This window comes from Ochrobactrum sp. Marseille-Q0166 (assembly GCF_014397025.1).
Classification (GTDB): Bacteria; Pseudomonadota; Alphaproteobacteria; order Rhizobiales; family Rhizobiaceae; genus Brucella.
In genome coordinates this window covers 1,055,936-1,078,168 of record NZ_JACJUO010000001.1, presented here as the reverse complement: position 1 = coordinate 1,078,168, position 22,233 = coordinate 1,055,936, and the positions used below count along the sequence as shown (strand labels likewise).

Here is a 22,233-nt window from a genome sequence, read left to right as displayed (position 1 = left end):
TATGAAGTCATCGTTCCGCACTTCTGTTCTTACAGCCTTGTTGCTTGGCACTGCATTTGCTGCTCCTGCATTTGCACAAGCTGCTGAAACCATCGCGCCGAAGGTTATGGTCATCACCATGTTCGGTGAGGAAGCAAAGCCTTGGCTGGAAGGTGAGAAATTTACGCAGAAGCTGAAACTTGCAGGTCTGAGCCCTGAATATCCTGAAATCGATTGCACGGCTGAAGGCCTCTGCCACATGACCACGGCAATGGGTTTTGCCAATGCTGCCAGTGCAGTCTCGGCCATGGCGTTGAGCGAGAAGCTTGACCTCAAGCACACCTATTTCCTCATCGCCGGTATTGCAGGCGTTGATCCAAAGCACGGCACACTTGGTTCGGCACATTGGGCCAAATATGCAATTGATGCCAACCTCAACCATCGCATCGATATTCGCGAAGCACCTGAAGGCTGGGCAACCGACTTCTTCGGTCTTGGTGCATCCAAGCCCGGCGAAAAGCCAAAATGGGCAGCAGGCACGGAAGTCTTTGAACTGAACGGTAAGCTTGCTGACTACGCGCTTGAAACCACTAAAGACATTGAGCTTCTCGACAGTGACGATGCAAAGGAATATCGCAAGCATTACAGCGAAGAGGCAGCGATAAGCGCCCCGATGGTTACAATCTGCGACACCGCATCAGCCGACACATACTGGCATGGAACAAAGCTCGGTGAAGCCATGGAACAGTGGGCAAAACTCCTGACCGATGGAAAGGCCGATTACTGCACGTCGCAGATGGAAGACAATGCAACGCTGACCGCGCTTAAGCGTGCGGCCGACGCAGGCAAGCTTGATTTTAATCGCGTTGCGTTGCTGCGTACGTCCTCCAACTTCGACCGCCAGGGCAAAGATCAGACGGCGGCAGAATCCCTTGCTGCGAAGTCGGGTGGTTTCGCGCTGGCAACAACCAACGCATATCGCGTCGGCAAAACCTACGCCGACAGCATCATTAACGATTGGAAGTCTTGGGAACAAGCACCTCAGACAGAAGTGAAATAAAACCGTAATGCTATAACGCCCCAAAAACAAAATGCCCTCCGACAAAATCGGAGGACATTTTTGCAAATAGCAAATTTGAATCTGGGATCAGTAACTTAAAGCCTATTGTTGAATCAGATATCTAATCCGATGATGGCAACCGGCGCATCGTAAATTCGATCACATCGTCGGGCCGTTCACACCAGCTTTCGATTTCTGTCCAATATGCGGCCTTTGGGAAAGTATCGAACCACTCGCGCGCCTTGTCACGCGCGGCTTGACGCGGAAGGGCAAACGTCTCTCGGACGAAACCATCCCGTGGAAGCCTGCTTTTATTTGCACGGCCTTTTTCGAGCTGCTTGCGTAGCCCCTCGAGCGGGGGCTTTGCAAGTGGCGGTTTGGGCGGTGATGCGGTCATGCAATTGCCTCCCGATACTCAGAATTAAAAATCCCTTGGCATCTAAGATAGGGAAGCTAAGACTTCCTGACGAGTCTTTTCTTGGGGAGAGAAATTTCCCCCTGCACCTCGTGTCGTCTTCACGCTTTGCGAGGCTGCCGGACTTTGCTAATGCATAAGCACGAATTTATTCCGATACATTGCGTGAGAGGATACCAGAAATGCAACGCGACGAAATTCCGGCAATCATCCCGCACGATATCGAAGACAAAAAGCTGGTCGCTCAAAATTGGTTCGAGGAACTGCGTGACCGTATTTGCACGAGTTTCGAACAGCTCGAAGATGAGTTGCAGGGCCAGCTTTCCGATCAGGAGCCAGGACGCTTCGTACGCACCCCTTGGCAGAAGGATGAAGGCAAAGGCGGTGGCGGCGTCATGTCCATCATGCATGGTCGCGTGTTTGAAAAAGTCGGTGTGCATGTCTCGACCGTTCATGGCGAATTTTCGCCTGAGTTCCGCAAACAGATACCCGGCGCTGAAGAAGATCCGCGTTATTGGGCCAGCGGCATTTCATTGATCGCTCATCCGCAGAACCCGAATGTTCCAGCCGTCCACATGAACACCCGCATGGTCGTAACCACACGCCAGTGGTTCGGCGGCGGTGCCGATCTGACGCCGGTACTGGACCGTCGCCGCACGCAGGAAGACCCGGATACGCTTGCCTTCCACAAGGCGTTCCGCTTCATCTGCGATAAGCACAAGGATATTGTCGATTATCAGCGCCTGAAAGAGTGGTGCGACGAATATTTCTATCTGCCACACCGCAATGAAGCGCGCGGCATCGGCGGCATCTTCTATGACTGGCTGCATTCAACCGAAGAACAGGGCGGATGGGACAAGGATTTTGCCTTCACGCGCGATGTTGGCCGTGGTTTTTCGGTTGTCTACCCGCATCTGGTTCGCCAGAATTTTAACAAGGACTGGACGCCGGGGGATCGTGAAGAACAGCTGATCCGTCGCGGACGCTATGTCGAATTCAACCTGCTTTATGATCGTGGCACGATCTTCGGCCTTAAGACCGGCGGCAATGTGAATTCCATTCTCTCGTCCATGCCGCCTGTTGTGAAGTGGCCGTAACAGGTGGAATGAAGCAGACAAAAGGGCGGGAATTTCCCGCCCTTTTTTATACATCGAACGCTGCGTGAAAGGTCACTTCACCGGATGGCATATCACCCTTCATCAAAAGACATTGGAAATACTCGGCTCCAACGCCCTTAAGCTTCAGCCGCTGGTCAGCTTTGAAACCAAACCGGTGATAATAGGCGGGGTCCCCAACCAAAGCACAGCCGTAAGCTCCATCTTTCTTCAGCCGCTTCAGACCTTCACAGATAAGCGCACGACCAATCCCCTCGCCTTGCTTTTCCGGCTGCACTGATACCGGCCCAACCCCGTACCAGCCACAATCAGCGCCATCGATGAGAACCGGTGAGAATGCCACATGCCCGATAACGGTGTCCCCCTCTTCGGCAACCAGCGATAAGGTCAAAGCCGATGCGTCACGAAGAGCATCAATGATTTCCGCCTCTTTCTGAGTACTATACGGCATCGTTTGAAATGCCTCAGCAGTCACATTCCGGATCGAGGAAAAATCCTTCGGCTGTTCTTCACGGATATGCATTGAGCACCCCCTTACCGGTTGTTGGCTTGAGCGCGGACGTTGATGCGTCCTTTGAGCGAAATGCGGTAGGCACTTCCTGCGCGCGATTCGATCAGCCGTTTTCGCCGCAATTGCTGGAAAACAGCCATCGTGCAATCGGAAAGCACATAGCCTTCACGCGTGTAGCATTCGATTTCGAAGATACGTCCGTCTTCGCGCAGATGACGAATGTAACCGCCCTGCGCCAGCACGTGAAGCACGCGCTGTTCAATACGTGAGATATTCATTGTTGTTATGCCTGGATGGAAACCACGACGAACATCAGCACACGTGGACAGCCAATGCCTGTCCACGGCCAATGCCATTTCCGTCCCTGAACATCTGCGCTGTAACAACTGCGCAGTTACCGTTCGGAACGATCAGAGGCGTCCTGCAATCTCCGGCATCAACAATTCCTTCTAAAGCGCATCCCGAAAAGTGGAAACCGGTTTTCGGAACACGAAGCGCGACCCCATTCGCCGGGGCATAGACAACTGGAGGGAAAAGCCCTCCAGACGATTATTTAAGAACGGCGTAGTTCAAAGTCAAATCGCTCAGGCTTTTGGCTGATTGCGAAGCTGTTCGGCTTGCGCATAAAACTTCTTTTCCCACTCATTGTGGTTATCCAGCCCTTCCTTGATAAAGGGCGTGAAGATAGCGAGGTTCATCAGCGCCCAATTGACAAAACGGGCCGGGAACTTCAGCGGCTTCACGAAATCGACAAACAGCACCACACGCGTATGCTCGGTGTGGTTCCATGCTTCATGCTCATAGGCATCGTCAAAAATCAGAACCTTGCCTTCCTGCCAATGGCAAACCTGCTTATCCACGCGGATCGCAAGCTTGTCGGCAGGCTCCGGCACGATCATGCCCATATGCAGACGCAACACGCCATTATAAGGACCGCGATGCGGCGGCAGGTGCTTGCCCGGCTCGAAGATTGAGAACATGGCAGTCGTCAGACCCGGAATATGCTGCACCGCATTCCACGTGTTGGGACAGGCCTTGATGTTCTGTTCCGACTTCACCCCAAAGCCCAGCAGGAAGAATGTCTTCCAGTGATTATCGGTCGAGATCGTCTTCACGTCTGACGAAATGTCCTGAAACGAAGGCAGTTCGCTCTGACGCAGCAGCACCTTTTCAAGCTCTTTGCGAATAGCCGGATAGGCTTTCTCAACCTCTGCCGCCCACGGGAACGTGGCATTGTCATAAACAGGCGGATTGCCGAGCTTCGCATATTTGAGATTAAGTCGCTCTGCCCATGCAACGATCCCCATGAAGAAACGCGTGACGGCACCCGGACGCTCCATAGGAGCGATGCCATCAGTGCCAAAACTCTGCTTGGGATCAGAGCTGGCATTTTGCGAAGTCGATGTATCAGTGTTGGACATTCCGCGACTCTTTCAAAACAAAACTAAAAAATTCCACCGTAACTTAATGAATCCATAGCTGAATTTTGCAAGCTATCAGCTGTTCATTTTATTGCGATCAAGTTTGTCCAGAAGCGCCTCGCGGTCAAGACTAAAACCGGAGTCAATCCATAGAGTTTCGAGGTCGCGCAACATTTCGCCAAGCCCCGGCCCCTTCTCAAGCCCGAGCGCCAGAAGATCTCCGCCTGTCACCGGAAAGACCAGCGGTTCATATTTTTCCACCGCATCAAGAAGTCTGGAATAGGCGCCGGCGCGGATCATTGCTTCATCACTGGCAGCGGCTTCCTGTCGTGCAGACGCATAGGCCAGACGAATACGGTCCGCGACCGCCTGCGAACTGCCGCGATAAATGAGCTTCTTCAACGCCTGTTCAGACGTTTCAGACCTGATGACATCAGCCCGCGCCCAGGCTTCAAGCCGTGCGCGCTCGGCATTGGACATTTTCAGCCGCTTGCCAAGTTCACTCATACGGGCAGCATCGGGTGGCACGATGCTTTCAAGACGCAAAAGCGCATCCACCTGCCAATTGAGATCGGCTTCGGTGCGAACAAGCCCGTGAATGGCATCAATGCCCCATTTTTCGCTTTCAGGCAGAATAATATTCAGCACACCGGACTGACGCATCCACAGCATCGCACGCGAAGGATCAGGCGCAGACAGCAGCTTTTTGAGTTCCGACCAGACGCGCTCGGCTGAAAGCTGGTTCAGTCCGTCTTTCAGACGTGCGCTTGCCCGCAATCCATCGGCTTCGGGCCGACCCGTGCCATACCAGGCGAAGAAGCGGAAGAAGCGCAGAATGCGCAGGTAATCCTCGCGGATACGCTGTTCCGCATCGCCGATGAAGCGCAGCGTCTTGGTTTCAATATCAGCAAGACCGCCCACATAATCGATCACATTGCCATCGGCAGTCGCATAAAGCGCATTGATGGTGAAATCACGCCGCTCGGCATCCGCCTTCCAGTCAGTCCCAAAAGCAACCTTGGCATGACGGCCATCGGTCTCGATATCCTTGCGCAAGGTTGTGACTTCAAAAGGCTGCCCCTGCACCACAACCGTAATCGTGCCATGCTCGATTCCGGTCGGCACCGGCTTGAAGCCCGCCTCTTTGGCAAGCCGAACCGTTTCTTGCGGCAAATGCGTGGTCGCCAGATCGACATCGCTGACTTTCGTGCCAAGCAAGGTATTGCGAACCGCACCGCCCACCACTCGCACTTCACCGCCATCGCGGTTGAGCGCTGCAAAAAGCGACTGCAATGGTTTGGAGCGAAGCCAGTTGGCCTGATCTGAAATATTCACTGTATCGCTCAACGGTAGAGCCTTTCATAAAGTCCGCGAATAATGCCTGCGGTCACGCCCCAGATAAATCTCTCGTGATAGGGCATCGCGTAATAAAAACGTTCTGTACCATTGAACAGCCTGCTTTCGCGCCGGTGATTGTCCGGGTTCATCAGGAAGGACAAAGGCACTTCAAAAATATCCGCAACCTCGTCAGGGTTTGGATGCACATCGAATGGCGTGTTGACGACCGCCAGAACCGGCGTAATCGAAAACCCGCTGCCAGTCAGATATCGCGGCATGGCTCCAAGAATTTCAGCGCGTTCCGACACAAGGCCTATTTCTTCATTGGCTTCACGCAAGGCGGCATTTTCCGCCGTCCCATCCTCCGGGTCGATTGCACCGCCCGGAAAGGCGATCTGGCCTGAATGCTTGCGCAATGTGTCCGTGCGCCGCGTCAGCAACAGGGTTGCTTCAGAGCCCCGATCAACAACCGGCACCAGCACCGCAGCATCACGCATCTTCGCCGTCACCATGGCTTGCGTGAATTCAGGATTAAGCGAATGGTCGCCGGTCAGATCATCATGATCAGGCTGCCATCGCCGGACCCGCTCGGCAAAATCGCTGGCTGAAAATCGGACGTTTGGATGTAATGCACTGTCCATTATTTAAGCGAAGCCTCAAGAGCTTCCGCCGGCATGATCGGGAAAACTGTACCGCCAGAGCGTATTGCAAACATCATAACGCCATTCACTTCGATTTCTTCACCCAATGCCACAAGATCATACATCACGGAACGCGCAACCAGCGCCTCAAGCCGTCCACGCACATTGATATAGGGCTTCAAGCCGCCGCTTTCATCCTCAACGACAAAGCGTAACGGATGCTGAGCATCCACCTCCACCACATCACCGACATTGGTGCGGAAGGTCAGTTTCCGATCATCTCCCTCTCCCGAAGCCTGCATTTCAACGGCTATGAAATGCGCGTCTTCGACGCTGATTTCAATCTTTTCCACCGGCGTTACGAGATAGGTTTTGCCGTCTTCATCCTTGCGCAAAACCGTTGAAAAAAGGCGTACAAGCTGTTTACGCCCGATGGGTGTGCCCATGTAAAACCATGTTCCATCGGCCTTGATCTCAATATCAAGCGCACCACAAAACTCCGGATTCCAACGCTCTACCGGCGGGATTGCGCGTTCTTGCGTGGCTGGTCCGCTTTGCGCATCCGCATGGGCACGCGCAATCAGGGCCTCCAGTCCGCCCATTCCTTCAATAACAGGTTTTGCGCCTTGCAGCGTTTCGTTCCCTTCAGGGGTGCTTTTTATCATCCGACTCGGTTATCCCTGTCTGAATGTGAATTTAACTCTTAGAGCGCATCCCGAAAAGTGCGAAGCGGTTTTCGGAGCAAGAAGCGCGTAAAAACAAATTGATAGAGCATTTCCAATCAATCAATCGAAACAGGAAATGCTCTAAAGTCATGAAATAGTCACCGTTTCACGGCTTGTCAGCATATATAGTGATTTAATCGATCACATGCAGGTGCGGATATTTTTGCGAGGTCCTTATGAGTGTTGTTGTTACGCCCGACGCCGCCAATCCCGATCAGATCATTGCCGAAGCTGAACGCGCGCTTGCAGATATTGCGCGGATCAAGGAAAGCATCGGCACCGTTATCTTCGGGCAGGAGAGCGTCATTGAGCGTACGCTTGTAGCGGTTCTGGCTGGCGGTCATGCGCTGCTCGTTGGTCTTCCCGGACTTGCCAAGACAAAACTGGTCGAAACCCTGGGCACCGTACTTGGCCTTTCGGGCCAGCGTATCCAGTTCACGCCCGATCTTATGCCATCCGACATCATCGGTTCGGAAGTAATGGAACAGGATGCCGATGGTCGGCGTTCTTTCCGCTACCTCAAAGGCCCGATCTTTGCCCAGCTTCTGATGGCCGACGAAATCAACCGTGCCTCGCCACGCACGCAGTCAGCCCTTTTGCAGGCCATGCAGGAATATCACGTCACCGTCGCCGGTCAGCGTTATGACCTTCCGGCACCGTTCCATGTGCTTGCAACACAAAACCCGCTGGAACAGGAAGGCACCTATCCGCTGCCGGAAGCCCAGCTCGACCGCTTCCTTATGCAGATCGATATTCTCTATCCGGAACTCGACGCCGAACGCCGTATCCTTCTGGAAACCACCGGCGTCGCGGAAGCAAAGGCCTATGAAATCATCGATGCCGAACGTCTGCGCCAGATGCAGACGCTGGTGCGCCGGATGCCTGTTTCCGAAAGCGTCGTTGATGCGATTCTCAAGCTGGTTCGTTCGGCACGACCTGACGCTGATAATGAACATGCGAAAAAACACATCGCTTGGGGTCCGGGCCCACGTGCCAGTCAGGCGCTGATGCTCTGCGCCCGTGCGCGCGCACTTTATGAAGGTCGCCTTGCCCCATCGGTTGACGATGTCAAAGCACTGGCCGAGCCGGTCCTGCAACACCGTATGGCGCTCAATTTCGCAGCGCGCGCCGATGGTATGCATGTTCGTGACGTCATTGCCAATCTGGTGAAGGCAGCAGCCTGATGGCAGTTGGCGCACAGGTTTCAGCGACAGACCGCAAGGATACGCTCGCTCGTGCTCGGGCGCGAGCCGCAAGCATTCCCGATCTGCTGGTCGAGGCCCGGCGCGTCGTCAACACCGTCATGAATGGTTGGCATGGACGGCGCAAACGTGGCCCCGGAGAAAACTTCTGGCAGTTCCGTCCCTATGTCGAAGGCGACGCAATGGCGCGCATCGACTGGCGACGTTCAGCCCGCGACGACCATACCTATGTCCGCGACCGGGAATGGGAATCGGCCCATACAGTCTGGCTGTGGTGCGATTTCTCGCAATCCATGCTCTACCGCTCCAATCTGACGCCAATCTCCAAGGAAGCACGCGCACTGGTCCTGACGCTGGCTATGGCGGAGCTGCTCTCAAGATCAGGCGAACGCATCGCCTTTCCGGCTGTGCTGCCACCTTTCGCAGCCCGCAATGGTGCCGAACGCCTAGCAGGCGCCCTGATGGGTACAATGATGCATGAAGCATCCGAAAGCGCTCTGCCCGACATCAACCAGATCCGCCGTTTTTCCGAAGTGGTGCTTGTTTCAGACTTCCTGCATCCGTTTGACGAATTGACCGATTTGCTCGATCAACTTGCGCGTCGCGGCGTCCGTGCGCATCTTGTTGAAGTGGCAGATCCTGCAGAAGAAACGTTCCCCTATGCGGGACGCACAGAGTTTCGCGACCCTGAGACAGGCAGCACTCTTGTTGCCGGTCGCGCAGAAACCTACGCCGAGGACTACCGGCGCTTATATATCGCGCGGCGGGAAACATTGTCAGATTTCTGCAAACGACTTGGCTGGAGCTATACGGTGCATCGTACAGATCGACCAGCGACCGAAGCACTATCACGATTGCACAGTTCTTTAAGCGTATCCTCTCTTGGTGGAGCACGCGCATGAATTTTCTGCCTCTCGCCTTTGGATCACCGTTGATCCTCGCAGGCCTTCTCGCCTTGCCGGTTATCTGGTGGTTGCTGCGTATGACGCCACCGCGCCCGCAGGAAGAGAGCTTCCCGCCTTTGCGTATTCTGGCTCAGGTTTTCAAACGCGAGGAAGTGCCGTCAAAAAGCCCCTGGTGGATGACGCTGCTACGCCTGTTGATCGCAGCACTGGTTATTCTGGCTCTGGCCTCTCCCGTCTGGAACCCGCGCGCCACCGCGATTGCAGGCAATGAGCCACTGGCCATCATGATCGATAACGGCTGGGCTTCGGCTGAAGACTGGTCGCAACGTGTGGCTGCTGCGGAAAAGCTCATTGCAGATAGCGATGAAACCAACACGCAGATTTATATCATCGGCACCGCAGAACCTGCCAATGCTGCAATCGGGCCTTATGATCGTACTGGGGCAACCGAACGTTTGCAGGCGCTGCAGGCACGCCCGCTTCCTGTGGATCGCAAAGCAGCCACCGAACGCCTCTCTTCAGCCTTGCCGGAAGGCGTAAAAATACGCCTCGCTTTCCTGAATGACGGCCTCGCTGGCGCCAACGACAATGAGAGTTTTGAAGCGCTGGACAAGACCGGCCATCTGGGTTCAATCCTCTGGTATAAGGCGAGCCTCGGTCGCACCTTTGCCCTCACCGGCATCGACAACAAAGCCGACAGTCTCAATGCCGTTGCAATCCGCCCGGAAGGGGTACAGGCACCGCGCTCGTTGACTGCCGCAGCCTATGACGACAAGGGACGCCGCATTGCCGAAGCACCGCTTACCTTTGCACTTGGCAGCGTCGAGGGTTCAGCACATTTCAATCTGCCGGTGGAATTGCGCAATGATTTCCGACTGATCCGCGTTGATGGCGTTGAGCAGGCGGCCGCAACCCATCTCATCGATGCGGGGTCAGAGCGCCGTACCATCGGGCTTCTTGCAAGTGGTGATGGCGATCTCGCCCAGCCACTGCTGTCACCGCTGCATTATATTTCGCGCGCCCTTTCCCCTTACGCAAATCTGGTTGAGCCGCGCTCTGCCGATCTGCTGCAATCCGTACCGGAATTGCTCGATGGCAAGCCTTCCATGCTCATCATGGCCGACATTGGCACGATGCCCCAGCCGGTCATCGAACAGCTTTCAAAATGGGTGGAAGATGGCGGCACGCTTGTGCGTTTTGCCGGGCCACGCCTTGCTGGTGCAAGTGACAATGACCCGTTGCTTCCTGTCAAGCTGCGTAAAGGCGAACGTGCTTTGGGTGGTACGCTGTCATGGTCGGAACCGCAAAAACTCCGTACCTTTCCGCAGCAAGGCCCATTTGCTGGTCTGACTATTCCCGACGATGTGAATGTCTCGCGACAGGTGCTGGCGGAACCGTCTTTCGATCTCAACGACAAGAGCTATGCCGTACTTGCCGACGGCACCCCGCTCGTGACCGGGGAAAGACGCGGACGCGGCAATATCGTACTGTTCCATATTTCTCCTGACGCAACATGGTCGACGCTGCCTATTTCCGGCTCATTTGTCGACATGCTTCGCCGCATCGTTTCATTGTCCAACCGCGCAGGCGGTCAGGATAATCAGGACGCTGTATCGCTGCCGCCGTTCCAGCTTCTTTCCGCTTCTGGAGCGCTTGTGCCGCCGACATCGGAAGCCAAGCCTTTGATCGTTGAGAAAAACGAGCAGGCTCGTGTCAGCATCAACACGCCGCCCGGTTTTTACGGCAATGAGGATGGCTTGAAAGCACTCAATATTTTTGAAGGCGACAACATCAGATTGCAGCCAATCGAACAGCCGACATTTTCCACGGGCGTCACCGAAGCATCCTACACGTCGGATGAGTCGATCTCACTCGCAGGACCATTTCTGGGCTTCGCCGCAATACTGCTGGCTCTCGATACATTGCTGATGCTCTGGCTGCGCGGTGCCTTCCGCCGTCGCATGAAGACACGCGCTACGGCAGCAAGCATCGCTCTGCTGCTGGCAGGTGGAGTGGCATTCAATTTCGCCCCTGCCATGCTCAATCATGCGCGAGCGCAAGAGAAACAACAGACACACGACGACAGCAAGCCCGGCGATGAAGCGATCATCAACTCGGTTTCGCAAACGCATCTTGCCTATATCATCACCGGCAATGCCGAGACCGACGATATCAGCAAGGCCGGTCTGCGGGGACTGACGTTTGCCTTGGGCGACAAGACAGCGCTTGAGCCGGGCGACCCGATCGGCGTTGATCCTGCCAAGGATGAACTTAATTTCTATCCGCTGATTTACTGGCCGATTGATCCGAATGCAGCCATGCCAAGCGCTGAGGCGATTGCCAGGGTCGATGCCTATATGCAGCAAGGCGGAACCGTGCTTTTTGATACGCGCGACCAGCTTCAGGCAGGCGCAAGCCTTGATGCATCTGCGTCGCCTGCAAATCAGCGGCTACGTGCGATCCTCGACAACATGAACGTGCCGCCTCTGGAACCTGTTCCCAGCGACCATGTCCTGACCAAGTCCTTTTTCATCATGCCGGATTTTCCGGGTCGCTATGAAGGAAGTCCGCTCTGGGTCGAAGCCACAACACCCAACAATGCCACACAGGATCGCCCCGTGCGCACCGGCGATGGTGTGACACCCATCATGATCACCGCAAATGATTTTGCGGGTGCATGGGCGGTGGATGAACAGGGCAATCCTCTACTGCCAACCGTGCCAAATGACCCAATGCAGCGCATCTATGCCATCCGTGGCGGTGTCAACATCGTGATGTATATGCTCACCGGCAATTACAAATCCGATCAGGTCCACGTCCCGGCCCTGCTGGAACGGTTGGGGAATTAAAGCATGGCTCGAAAAAGCGAAAACCGGTTTTCCAGTAGAAGACACGCGGAAAGGAGGTCGGCATGAATATTGAATTCGAACCGCTCCTCTCGCGCCCGTGGCTCATTGCTGTCCTGGTGCCCTTGACACTTCTTGTTCTGGCAACAATCGCGCTTCGTATGCGAGGCGGCCTTATCCGTTTAATCGCCGCTTGCGCTGTCGCATTGGCCCTGTTCAATCCGGTTATCATCAATGAAGAGCGCGAAGCTTTAAAGAGTGTCGTGGCTGTTGTGGTTGATCGCAGCCAGAGCCAGCAGCTGGGCGGGCGCAGCAGCGACACGGATGCGGCTCTCAAAGCCGTTCAGGACCAGTTGGCGACAATGCCGCAGTTTGAAACGCGGGTCGTTGAAGCCGGCAAGCCTGATGACAATGAAGACGGCTATGCAACGCGCCTGTTTGGTCCGCTGGCACGCACGCTTCTCGATGTGCCGCCATCGCGTGTTGCTGGCGCAATCATGATCACCGACGGTCAGGTCCATGATGTCCCGGCCAACGAGAATGCACTTGGTTTCAACGCGCCGGTGCATGGTCTTATCACCGGAAAGCCCGACGAATTTGACCGCCGTATCAAATTCAACAAGGCGCCGCGCTATGGCATCAGCGGCAAGCCGCTGGAAATGTCCTTTACGGTGATGGACGAAGGCAAAAGCCTCGGAAATCCTGCACAGGTTCAGATCAGGGTGAATGGCGAGGTCGTCAGCGAGGAAGAAGCTCAGGTTGGACAGGAAACAACCACCAGCATCAACCTGCCCCGCGCTGGCGTGAATATCGTCGAGATAACAACGCCTGCTTTGCCGGGCGAAGTGACGGATTCCAATAACCGCGCAGTCGCAACCATTGACGGAATTCGCGAAAACCTGCGTGTGCTGCTGGTTTCCGGCGAACCACATAATGGCGAACGCACATGGCGCAATCTGCTGAAATCCGACGCCGCCGTGGATCTCGTCCATTTCACGATTTTGCGCCCACCTGAAAAACAGGACGGAACACCGATCAACGAGCTGTCGCTGATTGCGTTTCCGACGCGCGAACTCTTTGTCGACAAGGTCAATGAGTTCGATCTCATTATCCTTGATCGCTACCAGCACCGTGACGTGCTGCCGCTGCTCTATTACGATTATATCGCGCAATATGTAGAAAATGGCGGCGCACTGCTGATTGCAGCTGGCCCTGAATATGCAGGCGATATGTCAATTGCCCGCACGCCGCTTTATAGCGCGCTGCCAGCCATGCCGACCGGAACGATCACCGAAAAGGCTTTTTATCCGCGTCTGACTGACCTTGGCAAACGCCATCCGGTAACGCGCGGCCTTGATGGAGCGGAACAGGAGCCACCACATTGGAGCCGCTGGTTCCGTACCATCGATATTGGTCAGCCGCAGGGCGAAACCGTGATGAGCGGTGCCGATGGCAAGCCGCTGCTGGTGCTCAATCGCGTCGGCAAGGGTCGGGTTGGCATGTTCCTTTCTGATCAGGGCTGGCTTTGGGCACGTGGTTTTGAAGGCGGAGGTCCATACGCCTCGCTTTATCGCCGCATCGCCCACTGGCTGATGCAGGAACCGGAACTGGAAGAAGAAGCACTGACTGCAAGCGGCAATGGTCGCACCCTTTCAATCCGGCGTCAGACGATGGGTGAGAATCCGGGTGTTGCCACGGTCACCTCACCATCCGGTGAGGAGTTACAGGTCAATCTTGCACAGGGCAAACCCGGTCTCTTCGAAGGTTCGCTACAAAGTGATGAAATCGGTATTTTCCGCGTGAAGAATGGCGATCTGGAAACACTTGCGCATGTCGGCCCTGTCGATGCGCCGGAATTTGCAGACAGCATTTCGACAGTGGATCGCCTGAAGCCACTGGCTGACGCGACGGGCGGCTCAGTTCATCGTGTTCACGAAAGTGCCGATAGCTCGGTTGCAATTCCGGCAATCACTGCCGTTGCAGCCAATCGTGCAGCCGCAGGCAATGGCTGGATTGGTCTGCGCGAAACGACCGATACTGAGCTTAAAAGCGTCAATCGTCTGCCGTTGTTCTCTGGATTGTTTGCGCTGGCCGCCCTGCTCTTTGTCTTCGGCGGCATGTGGTATCGCGAAGGGCGGTAAACCGCCCCTCGCTTCCCCTCTTTTTAACTCTTAAACTCTGTTCGCGTGACGCACGATCCCGGTTGCGCCGTTCAGCGCATCAGGTGCAAGCTCGCAGGCAAGCATCCGGCGCGGATCAACAGGTGCTGGCATGATCATGAAGCCCGGCTGCACCATCTTGAAGCCGAAAGGCGCATAATAAGGCTCGTCACCCACCAGAACGATGAGCGTGTGACCAGCACTCTTGGCGGCTTCGATCGACATCCGCATCAAGGTGCCGCCGATGCCGCGCTTCTTCCATTCCGGCCTTACAGCGAGTGGTCCCAGCAGCAAAGCCGGTTTCTTGCCGACCATAACAGGCGTCTGCCGTACCGATCCGACAACGATCCCGCCCATCAATGCGACGAAGGAAAGGCTCAGATCGTGAGGGCCACCTTCACGAATGAAATGTGCTGCCTTGGTAAAACGCGCAGGACCGAAGGCCTCGGCATTGATGGCTTCGATTTCGATGTCGTGCGCCGGGTTTTCCTGCGCGTATGTCAGTTCAAGCTGCTGCATGGGGCTTTGATCGCAAGTGGAGATGTCGGTGACCGTTCGATGGTCAATGGAAGGCTGACCACGCATTTTGCGCAGTCCAGATTTCATCGTCGGAGGATGAAAAGCATTTCCATGACATAGTTCTCCTGATTGGTCGGAATTATCCAACCGCGAATTGGAAGCTGCGTAACACCAAATTGGAAAGAGGTAAAATGATTTCTTTCAAAATGGCGGCGCAAATTTATCTTTTTGGCAACGTTACGCACTGTTCACGGCTTGGGAGGATGCAAATTGGCAGCTTTCGCACTATTTAAAAGCATAATCCGACCGGAGCGGAGCGAGGATCGATAAGATTATGCTTCAAGTAAAAGAAGTTAGAAGCGTTTCGATCTGATTACGTCAGATTGAAGCGCTTCTGACGGTCAAAAGGAGAATTCACATGGGACTTCTGGTCGATGGCAAGTGGCACGATGTCTGGTACGACACCAAAAGCACGCAAGGCCGCTTTGAACGTTCAAAATCGCAGTTTCGTAACTGGGTCACAAAGGACGGCAGCGCAGGCCCAACCGGCAAAGAGGGCTTCAAGGCTGAAGCAGGCCGTTATCACCTCTATGTGTCCTATGCCTGCCCATGGGCACATCGTACGCTGATATTCCGGGCTTTGAAGAAACTTGAAGATGTCATCTCGGTCTCGGTTGTCGATTACCTCATGGTAGAGGAAGGCTGGACCTTCTACGGCACAACCGGCAGCACGGGGGATGCTCTCTATAATTCAAAGCGTCTGCACGAGATTTATACCCGCGCCGATCCGACCTATTCCGGTCGCGTGACCGTACCGGTTCTCTGGGACAAACAGCGCGAGACGATTGTTTCAAATGAGTCATCTGAGATTATCAGAATGCTCAATTCGGCTTTCGATGCGTTTGGCGATACATCGCTCGACCTGTACCCTGAAGCCCTTCGCGGCGAGATAGATGCACTCAATGAGTTTGTCTATCCAAACATCAATAATGGTGTTTACCGGGCCGGCTTCGCAACGTCTCAGGACGCTTATGATGAAGCTTTTGGACAGGTCTTCGCAGCGCTCGATACGCTTGAGCAAAAGCTTTCGCAACAGCGCTATCTGGCAGGCTCCAGCCTGACGGAAGCTGATTGGCGGCTTTTCACCACGTTGCTGCGCTTTGACCCGGTCTATGTCGGTCATTTCAAATGCAACCTGCGACGCATCGCAGACTACCCAAATCTCTGGAACTATACGCGCGAGCTTTATCAGGTGCCGGGCGTGGCTTCGACCGTCAATATGGAACATATCAAGGGGCATTATTATTGCAGCCACAAGATGATCAACCCAACAGGCATCGTGCCGCTTGGACCGGAGATCGACTTTTCTGCACCACATGACAGGGACCGCTTCGAAAACTGATGCTTTTCCGCAACAGTAACGTCTGAACTTCAGTCGCTTTCAATAAGTTGCGCGGCTCATTGATCCAAATCAATGGGCCGCATTGTTGTGCAGTCCAAATTGCGCACATCGCTACACAAGACTTTTAGGAGAGACTGATGAACCGCTTTGCCAAAGGGCTTATGGCCGCAACTGCGCTGACACTCACCGCGCCGGCGGCATTTGCTGCTGACGCGATTGTTGCTCAGCCAGCGACCGAGATTGTTGCAGTGCCACAAGCTTTGACGCCATGGCAGATTCGCGTACGCGCTCTCGGCGTCATTGCCGAGAACAAAGGCTATGTGAATGAGGTTCCAGATTCGGGTCTCGATTACTCCAAGTCGATCACGCCGGAACTTGATATCACCTACTACTTCACCGACAATCTGGCCGCTGAACTCATCCTCGGCACAACCTACGCCAATATCAATGGCACTGGCTCGATTGAAGGTCTGGGCAAGGTCGGCAAGGTATGGATGTTGCCTCCAACGCTCACCATGCAATATCACTTCACCAATTTCGGTGCCTTCAAGCCTTATGTCGGTGCGGGCGTGAACTACACAATTTTCTATAATCAGGATGCAGCAGGCGTTGATTATCTGAAAGTGAAGAACACGTTTGGCGGCGCGCTTCAGGTCGGCTTCGACTACATGATCGACGAACATTGGGGTATCAACTTCGACGTGAAGAAGCTGTTCCTCGAACCAAAGTTCGACGCAACATTGGCTGACGGTGTCACGCAGGTCAGCGGTAAGGCCAAGCTCAACCCTTGGCTGATCGGCACCGGTATCACCTACCGCTTCTAAGAATAAAGTAAGGGCGCGAAAGCGCCCTTTTCTTTTACCAATTTGGCAGTGGTTCGAGGCCGTGAAGCGCTTCCTGCAAGCGGCGCTTGGTTGAAGGCGTCGTCCCTTCAGGCAGGTTATCGAGTGTAAAAAAGCCAGCCTCCGCGATCTCCCTGTCGCGCTGTTTCGGCTCTTTCTGTTCAAAAGCCCGGCAGACATACAGCGCCACATGATCCCGCTTTGAGGCGTGAGCATTTTTGTAAAGCGCGAAAAGCTCGGGCCGTCCGGTGAGGAAAATATTACCTTCCTCACGCAATTCCTTTTCAAGAGCCTGTCCGAATGTCTCTCCACTATCCACGCCACCGCCGGGCAATTGCCAGCCGGGCACGTAAGTATGTTTTACCAGAAAAACCGAGTTTCTCTGCTCGTCAATTACAATTGCCCTGACACCAAGGGTCATTGGGCGCCGCAATAGAAAATAAGTATGAAATAAAAAATGGCGGAAGCGCATACCGTCGACCCTGAACAATTTTCCTTGCAACATCATTGTTACAGGCTCATCGATAAAAAGTCGCTAAACACGGTTTCGATTTAAAAAATAATACAGTACACCGAGACTATGTTTCGCCTCGCCCATATTTCCGACATCCACCTGTCGCCACTGCCCCGTATTCGCTATCGCGAATTGGCATCGAAACGTATCACAGGTTACATCAACTGGCTGCGTAATCGTAAAAACGCCATGCACGGCACAGTACTGGACAATCTGATTGCTGATATGCTCGCACAGAAGCCCGATCATATCGCGGTCACGGGCGATCTGGTGAACCTTGCGCTCAACCTGGAAATAGACATCGCCCATGACTGGCTGTTGAAGCTTGGTGATCCACACAATGTATCTGTCGTTCCCGGCAATCACGATGCCTATGTCCCCGGTGCGCTGGATAAATCCTGCCGCAAATGGGAACCATGGATGCGTGGCGATGGCATCAATAACCACGGCAAGCGGCCCCAGTTTCCTTATATGCGGGAGCGCGGGCCGGTTGCGATGATCGGTGTATCATCTGCACGCGCGACAGCACCCTTCATGGCCAGTGGCGATTTTAGATCTGCGCAGGCCAAACGCCTTGCCATGGCGCTCGATGAAGCCCGCGCACGCGGACTTTTTCGCGTTGTGATGATCCACCATCCGCCGATCCATGGTGCTACGCCCACGCATAAGCGGCTCTATGGTATTCGCAGGTTTCAGAAAGTCATAGCCAAGCATGGCGCCGAACTGGTCATCCATGGCCACACGCATCTGGCAACACGCTATGATATTGACGGACTGCACGGAAAAGCGCCGGTAATCTGCGTACCGTCTGCCAGCCAGAATTTCGGCGGGCATAAGCCGCCAGCACGCTACAACATCTTCAACATCGACCGGAAGCCGAAGGGCGGCTGGTTATGCCATTGGGAACAGCATGGCATTGAAGATGAGAGCGAACGCATCATCAAGATTTCTGAGCAGAAATTATATTAAGGCGTATCTCAAAGCTACTTACTAAATTTTGAGATACGCCAATGCTCAGGCGATTAAGCCAAATTTCTATTAGCTCTTCTGGAAAGAGATATTGCAATTTTTACGCTGCGACGCACGCTCTACTGCGATCATCTCACCCTTTAGCCGCGCTACTTCAGCAGCCTTTTTGCCATCACCTTCGTTCAAGAAGAGAACCGGCCAAAACAACACAAGCCCAACGCCAGTTTTAATAGCATCTGTGTTTGCTGCTTTATTCTGACGCTTTATAGCGTCAGATGCACTGACAGAAAGGCGCACTGCTTCTTCTCTCAAAGCAGAACAGGATAGATTTTCGTAATTCGATGATGATGCGTATCCCGGTTCGATCTTGTTCGCACGCGACGCACATCCAGCGATTACTGATAAAGAAATTGCACATAATAATAATTTTTTCATTAAACACCATAAAATTTAAATAAATGCCGCTCCCGTAGAAATTATAAATATGAAAATTTAAAGGCGAAGATTTAACTTAAAAATTAGTAAGCAATTTAATTCTAAATAAATACTGTTAAAACAAATAAAAAAAGACGGCATTTCTGCCGCCTTTTTATTTTTATGTTACTTGCCGATTACGCGATTGGCCGCTGAAACAATCGCTTCAAGCGAGGCGCTCACTATGTTGTCGTTGATACCGACGCCGAACAATTTACCGTCCGGATAGGCGACTTCAACATAAGAAATGGCGGCTGCGTCCGAACCCTGCTTGAGCGAATGTTCGGAGTAATCGATAACCGACATCTTCACGCCGAGATATTTCGACAGCGCATCGATGAAGCCATCAATCGGGCCTGTGCCCTTGCCCTCAATATTCTTCGTCACACCGTTATCGGTGATTTCAGCGGTCAGAATACGACGACCCTTCTGTTCCGGATCAGGATATGTGTGGTGATCCACGAACTTGATACGGCCTTCCGCCTGCTCGACATAGAGCTTCTGGAACTCTTCATGAATGCGCTTGGATGGCAGTTCTTTACCTTCATCATCCGTGATGTTCTGGATGATTTCGCGGAACTCAACCTGCAGATTGCGGGGCAGATTCAGACCGTAATCGGCCTGCAGGATATAGGCGATACCACCCTTGCCCGACTGCGAATTGATACGGATGATCGCCTCGTAAGAGCGACCGACATCCTGCGGATCGATTGGTAGATAAGGCACTTCCCACACTGGCGAATTGGCGGTCTTGCGAACCTTCATACCCTTGTTGATCGCATCCTGATGCGAACCGGAGAAAGCCGTATAAACCAGCTCACCCACATAAGGATGACGCTCTGCAATCTTCAGCTGGTTCGAATATTCATAGACATCCTTCATGCGATTGATGTCCGTGCAATCGAGCTTTGGATCGATGCCCTGCGTGTACATGTTGAGTGCCAGCGTGACCACATCGACGTTGCCGGTGCGCTCGCCATTGCCAAACAGCGTGCCTTCAACACGGTCAGCACCCGCCATCAACCCCAGTTCGGTTGCAGCAATGCCCGTGCCACGATCATTGTGTGGATGCAGCGAAATAATCAGGTTTTCGCGATTGTCGAGATTACGGCACATCCATTCGATCTGGTCGGCATAAACATTTGGCGTGTTCATTTCAACGGTGGATGGCAGGTTGAGGATCAGCTTGTGCTCTGCTGTCGGCTTGACGATTTCCGTCACCGCATTGCAGATTTCCAGCGCCACTTCCAGCTCAGTACCGGTGAAGCTTTCTGGAGAATATTGGAAGCGGTAACCACCGCCTGCCTTGGAAGCCATGTCCATGATCATCTTTGCGGCATCGGTCGCAATCTGCTTGATGCCCTTGACGTCCTTGTTGAAAACAACACGACGCTGCAATTCACTGGTCGAATTGTAGAAGTGGATGATCGGGGTCTTCGCACCTTCCAGTGCTTCAAAAGTGCGCGTGATCAGCTCAGGACGGCACTGCACCAGCACCTGCAGATCAACGTCGTCAGGCGTGTCGCCCTGCTCGATGGCCCAGCGGCAGAAGTCGAAATCAGTCTGCGAAGCCGATGGGAAACCGATTTCGATTTCCGGGAAACCCATATCGACCAGCAGGCGGAACATGCGCTCCTTACGGTCATGGCCCATTGGGTCGATCAGCGCCTGATTGCCGTCGCGCAAATCGACCGAACACCAGATCGGCGCTTTTTCGATGCGCTTTGCAGGCCATGTGCGGTCGTCGAGCTTTGGGTAGGGAAACGGTGAATATTTGACTGCCGCGTCTGGCATACCTTTATGCTTAACTGCGGAATTCGGCGTGTTTACGTTCTGATTCATGGTCATCTCATCCTCCCGGCGTACTGAGCAGTTCTTTACTGCTGTAACAACACGGATATCTCTTCTTAAAATTCAAATACTGATTTTGAGAAAGGAGCATGCGTCAGCGGGACTGTCATCGACCGCCGGACGCTCCTTTCAACGAGCCCGGCGATCGCCGCTAAGGCCGAGGGTAAGAAGCGAGTTTAGAACGCAAACGTTCACGCGCGCGCTGGAAGCGGCTGCGTAATGTTCCATAGATGTTGCGTTTTTCATAACCATGGAGACGCTTTTACACGTGAGGTTTGAAACGTGCAAGCTGCTAATTTGTCTTATGCAAAGGGGACCGAGCTCGTGCCAATCGGCAGTTTTGCCTCATCTTCCGGCTCGACATGGATCACGACACGTGCGCTGTCGATCTGCTCTTTCAAGGCATCTTCGATTCGGTCACAGATGATATGTGCGTCGCCGACGCTCATATCTGCGGCCACAACCAGATGAAACTCGATGAAGGTCACACTGCCTGCGATGCGGGTCTTGAGATCATGAACCTCAATGGCGCCACCGGCATTCGCTGAAATCACATCACGAATCCGCATTTCCTCCGCAGGCTCGACGCCGATATCCATCAAGCCCTGTACGGATTTATTGATAACGCCCCAGCCCTGCCAGAGAATGTTGATGGCAACCAGAATTGCAAGCAGCGGGTCAAGGATTGCCCAGCCTGTAACGACGGCTCCAACAAGGCCGACCAGAACACCAACCGAGGTAAACACGTCAGTCATGATGTGCTGACCATCGGCTTCCAGCGCCGGTGAACGCGCACTGCGGCCTGTGCGAATGAGCAGCATGGCCCAGAAGGCATTGATCGCGGCAGCGCCCATATTAATCGCAAGGCCAAGCCACGGCTCTTCCATATGGTGCGGCGCCTGCAAAGCTGACCACGCTTCTTTGGCAATCAAAAGTGCTGCAATCGTAATCAGCACACCTTCGACGACCGCTGAGATATACTCGGCCTTGTGATGTCCAAAAGGATGATTGCCGTCTGCAGGCTTATGACTGACACTGATTGCCCACCACGCACCGAAGGCTGCAATAACATTGACGATGGATTCCAGAGCATCCGAATAAAGCGCCACAGAGCCGGTCAGCGCATAGGCCAGATACTTCAACCCCATCACGCCCAGCGCAACAGGAATGGACCAAGCGGCGAGCCGCCGAACTTTTACATTCGCGTTCATCATGAACCTTCAGATACTTTAATTCTTATCCCGACAAGCGGGTTCAGGCTAACGAGAAGCCTATTGCGCATTCACTCCGGCAAAGCCGGCAAGCAGCATTTCGATGGGCGTTCTATAGCGCATAAAATCAAGAA

Annotated in this window: 21 protein-coding genes; 9 read left to right on the top strand and 12 right to left on the bottom strand. The window is 53.9% G+C overall.

Translation table 11 applies throughout. The features are described 5' to 3' along the window. Position 1: 1 nt before the first annotated feature. Positions 2-1,039: a purine nucleoside permease gene (locus H5024_RS05105; protein ID WP_187544319.1), complete on the top strand. Its 1,038-nt coding sequence runs from the start codon at positions 2-4 to the stop codon at positions 1,037-1,039. A gap of 121 nt (positions 1,040-1,160) precedes the next feature. Here H5024_RS05105 and H5024_RS05100 read toward each other — a convergent pair whose 3' ends face one another. Next, on the bottom strand, positions 1,161-1,436 hold the full coding sequence (locus tag H5024_RS05100; RefSeq protein WP_187544318.1) for a hypothetical protein: 276 nt from the start codon (positions 1,434-1,436) through the stop codon (positions 1,161-1,163). Positions 1,437-1,636: 200 nt separating this feature from the next. Between H5024_RS05100 and hemF the strand changes: the two genes are divergently transcribed. After that, on the top strand, positions 1,637-2,551 hold the full coding sequence (hemF, locus tag H5024_RS05095) for an oxygen-dependent coproporphyrinogen oxidase (protein WP_187544317.1): 915 nt from the start codon (positions 1,637-1,639) through the stop codon (positions 2,549-2,551). A 46-nt stretch (positions 2,552-2,597) separates the two neighbouring features. On the opposite strand, the gene H5024_RS05090 is transcribed toward hemF, so the two are convergent. The 6 genes from H5024_RS05090 to H5024_RS05065 form a co-directional block, all read right to left on the bottom strand. Continuing rightward, entirely contained in the window at positions 2,598-3,092 is a 495-nt protein-coding gene (locus H5024_RS05090) for an N-acetyltransferase (RefSeq protein ID WP_187544316.1), read from the bottom strand. Positions 3,093-3,103: 11 nt separating this feature from the next. Next, positions 3,104-3,358 (bottom strand): YjhX family toxin, encoded by a 255-nt coding sequence (locus H5024_RS05085; RefSeq protein WP_187544315.1) that lies wholly within the window; start codon positions 3,356-3,358, stop codon positions 3,104-3,106. Between the two features lie 306 nt (positions 3,359-3,664). Beyond that, positions 3,665-4,501, bottom strand: a complete 837-nt coding sequence (locus tag H5024_RS05080; protein WP_187544314.1) for an aspartyl/asparaginyl beta-hydroxylase domain-containing protein — start codon at positions 4,499-4,501, stop codon at positions 3,665-3,667. Between the two features lie 75 nt (positions 4,502-4,576). After that, positions 4,577-5,848: a CCA tRNA nucleotidyltransferase gene (locus H5024_RS05075; RefSeq protein ID WP_187544313.1), complete on the bottom strand. Its 1,272-nt coding sequence runs from the start codon at positions 5,846-5,848 to the stop codon at positions 4,577-4,579. Continuing rightward, on the bottom strand, positions 5,845-6,480 hold the full coding sequence (locus tag H5024_RS05070; protein WP_187544312.1) for a CoA pyrophosphatase: 636 nt from the start codon (positions 6,478-6,480) through the stop codon (positions 5,845-5,847). The genes H5024_RS05075 and H5024_RS05070 overlap by 4 nt, the downstream gene beginning before the upstream one ends. Beyond that, positions 6,480-7,145 (bottom strand): DUF1285 domain-containing protein, encoded by a 666-nt coding sequence (locus H5024_RS05065; protein ID WP_187544311.1) that lies wholly within the window; start codon positions 7,143-7,145, stop codon positions 6,480-6,482. The genes H5024_RS05070 and H5024_RS05065 overlap by 1 nt, the downstream gene beginning before the upstream one ends. A 236-nt stretch (positions 7,146-7,381) precedes the next feature. On the opposite strand from H5024_RS05065, the gene H5024_RS05060 reads away from it, so the two are divergent. The 4 genes from H5024_RS05060 to H5024_RS05045 all read left to right on the top strand — a co-directional run bounded on the left by H5024_RS05060 (position 7,382) and on the right by H5024_RS05045 (position 14,299). Beyond that, positions 7,382-8,389, top strand: a complete 1,008-nt coding sequence (locus H5024_RS05060; protein ID WP_187544310.1) for a MoxR family ATPase — start codon at positions 7,382-7,384, stop codon at positions 8,387-8,389. Then, a complete protein-coding gene (locus tag H5024_RS05055; protein ID WP_187544309.1) occupies positions 8,389-9,309 on the top strand; it encodes a DUF58 domain-containing protein in 921 nt (306 codons plus the stop codon). Before H5024_RS05060 ends, H5024_RS05055 begins: the two co-directional genes overlap by 1 nt. Next, positions 9,306-12,161, top strand: a complete 2,856-nt coding sequence (locus H5024_RS05050; protein WP_187544308.1) for a DUF4159 domain-containing protein — start codon at positions 9,306-9,308, stop codon at positions 12,159-12,161. The genes H5024_RS05055 and H5024_RS05050 overlap by 4 nt, the downstream gene beginning before the upstream one ends. 62 nt (positions 12,162-12,223) lie before the next feature. Next, on the top strand, positions 12,224-14,299 hold the full coding sequence (locus H5024_RS05045) for a hypothetical protein (RefSeq protein ID WP_187544307.1): 2,076 nt from the start codon (positions 12,224-12,226) through the stop codon (positions 14,297-14,299). Between the two features lie 30 nt (positions 14,300-14,329). Here the strand turns inward: H5024_RS05045 and H5024_RS05040 are convergent, their stop codons facing one another. Continuing rightward, positions 14,330-14,836, bottom strand: a complete 507-nt coding sequence (locus H5024_RS05040) for an N-acetyltransferase (protein ID WP_187546624.1) — start codon at positions 14,834-14,836, stop codon at positions 14,330-14,332. 418 nt (positions 14,837-15,254) lie between these two features. Here H5024_RS05040 and H5024_RS05035 point away from each other — a divergent pair, with 418 nt between their 5' ends. Then, on the top strand, positions 15,255-16,238 hold the full coding sequence (locus H5024_RS05035) for a glutathione S-transferase family protein (protein ID WP_187544306.1): 984 nt from the start codon (positions 15,255-15,257) through the stop codon (positions 16,236-16,238). Positions 16,239-16,375: 137 nt separating this feature from the next. Continuing rightward, positions 16,376-17,062 (top strand): OmpW family protein, encoded by a 687-nt coding sequence (locus H5024_RS05030; RefSeq protein ID WP_187544305.1) that lies wholly within the window; start codon positions 16,376-16,378, stop codon positions 17,060-17,062. Positions 17,063-17,096: 34 nt separating this feature from the next. Here the strand turns inward: H5024_RS05030 and H5024_RS05025 are convergent, their stop codons facing one another. Then, positions 17,097-17,552 carry an NUDIX domain-containing protein gene (locus H5024_RS05025; RefSeq protein ID WP_187546621.1) on the bottom strand — a complete coding sequence of 152 codons (456 nt, stop codon included), beginning with the start codon at positions 17,550-17,552 and terminating at the stop codon, positions 17,097-17,099. 108 nt (positions 17,553-17,660) lie between these two features. On the opposite strand from H5024_RS05025, the gene H5024_RS05020 reads away from it, so the two are divergent. After that, a complete protein-coding gene (locus H5024_RS05020) occupies positions 17,661-18,563 on the top strand; it encodes a metallophosphoesterase (RefSeq protein ID WP_187544304.1) in 903 nt (300 codons plus the stop codon). A 69-nt stretch (positions 18,564-18,632) separates the two neighbouring features. Here the strand turns inward: H5024_RS05020 and H5024_RS05015 are convergent, their stop codons facing one another. From H5024_RS05015 to H5024_RS05005, 3 genes are all read right to left on the bottom strand, one after another. Beyond that, a complete protein-coding gene (locus H5024_RS05015; RefSeq protein ID WP_187544303.1) occupies positions 18,633-18,998 on the bottom strand; it encodes a hypothetical protein in 366 nt (121 codons plus the stop codon). A 165-nt stretch (positions 18,999-19,163) separates the two neighbouring features. Continuing rightward, entirely contained in the window at positions 19,164-20,879 is a 1,716-nt protein-coding gene (gene leuA, locus H5024_RS05010) for a 2-isopropylmalate synthase (protein WP_187546619.1), read from the bottom strand. A gap of 311 nt (positions 20,880-21,190) precedes the next feature. Further along, positions 21,191-22,099, bottom strand: coding sequence for a cation diffusion facilitator family transporter (locus tag H5024_RS05005; RefSeq protein ID WP_187546617.1), 909 nt, complete (start codon positions 22,097-22,099; stop codon positions 21,191-21,193). Positions 22,100-22,233: the final 134 nt, after the last annotated feature.